Raw genomic sequence first — 1,562 nt, forward strand, 5'->3', positions numbered from 1 at the left:
TCTAAAGCGGAATTAGGTTGGACGTAGTTACTTACATCGGCGATGGCGACATAAAGCTGAAAACCACCATTGGGCTTTGCATAACAATAAACGGCATCGTCAAAGTCTTTGGCATCTTCACCATCGATAGTCACAAAAGGCAAAGAGCGTAGATCTGTACGTCCCTTCATTTGTTCTTCCGTCACTTGCTGCGGAATTTTTGCTACGTCGATACTGACATCATCAGGCCATTCAAAAGGAATACCATGCGCATGGATAGCAACCTGGATCTCCATGCCGGGAGCCATATGCTCGCCCAAAACATGAATGACTTTACCAATAGCCTGCGCCCGCTTACTGGGAAAAGCGATTACTTCAACCAAAACGATTTGGCCATTTTTAGCGCCATTAACAAACTCTTGCGGAACAGAAATATCTTGCGTTAAATGCTTGCTGTCCGGTAACACAAAAGAAACGCCATGCTCGGTAAAAAAACGTCCGACAATGGACGCATTAGCATGTTCTAAAACTTCATGAATTTTAGCATCAGGTCTTCCGCGCCGATCGACACCTACCTGATAGGCGAGAACAACGTCGCCATGCATTACCGCGCGCATTTCCTTGGCAGATAGAAACATATCATCCGAACCATCATCCGGGATGAAAAAACCAAAACCATCTGGATGGCCTTGCACGGTTCCACGTGACAAATTAATTTTTTGTAGAAGGCAAAAGCGTCCACGACGATCTTGCATAATTTGTCCATCACGCAACATCGCCTTGAGTCGAAATCCTATTGTCTCTTGTTTGCGCTCATCTAAATGTAATTTTTCAAATAAATGGCTGCGCGACATCGGCTTGCCGTATTCATTAAGGATCTCCATAATGAATTCACGACTAGGGATGGGGTCGGCGTATTTTTCACTTTCCCGCTCATGAAAAGGATCTTTTGATTTTTTACTCACCATTCACCACATTTATATTTATTGTCATAGTATAACTTAATCATAATTTGCTCTCTTCTACCACTTATCTATATAAGTAGCAATGATTTATCTAGTTAGTGAGGTAACACATAACCTCGACCACCCACTGCAGCCTTTAATGCAGGTAAAGACATATTCTCTGCTGCCCAGAACGTTCCCTGCGCATTTTCAGGAAACTTCACTTTGTTCCATTTGCACACGGCGATAGTGCCCTCACAAGGAACTTGCTGCTCATGACCAGGTCTGGATTCAATACAGGTCAATGCAAAGGGGCCTTTTTCCAAGGATAGTGCAGCCCATTTTCCACCTTCTAAGCGACTGGTCCAACCGGCACTCGCCCCAGGATTTTTTACTGGATGAGTCACCCACATATCAATAGCCGTAATGTTATGAATAAAAACTAACGCTTTTTTATCCGCTTGAAGGGTTATCGCATTTCCCTGCACCATCACCGGTTGACAGCCAACGGGCAATTTAGATTCGCCAGCAATAACTGATGAAGACAGCGCCAATAATCCTAAAATTGCAATGACCTTCATGTTGTTCTCCATAAATGCTTTATCACGATATAATAAAAATTATATAATTAGCCAGTAC

Annotated in this window: 2 protein-coding genes; both read right to left on the minus strand. The window is 43.2% G+C overall.

Annotated elements, in window-relative coordinates; translation table 11 throughout:
• A partial coding sequence (locus ACQY7T_RS11535) for an RNB domain-containing ribonuclease (RefSeq protein WP_428413565.1) occupies positions 1 to 944 on the minus strand: 944 nt, incomplete at its 3' end.
• A 95-nt stretch (positions 945 to 1,039) separates the two neighbouring features.
• The gene (locus ACQY7T_RS11540; RefSeq protein ID WP_428413567.1) at positions 1,040 to 1,504 is read right to left on the minus strand and encodes a hypothetical protein; all 465 of its coding nucleotides are present in this window, start codon (positions 1,502 to 1,504) and stop codon (positions 1,040 to 1,042) included.
• Between the last annotated feature and the right edge of the window lie 58 nt (positions 1,505 to 1,562).

The sequence above is a fragment of the Legionella sp. genome (genome assembly GCF_965140895.1).
In the GTDB taxonomy this organism is placed as follows: domain Bacteria; phylum Pseudomonadota; class Gammaproteobacteria; order Legionellales; family Legionellaceae; genus Legionella.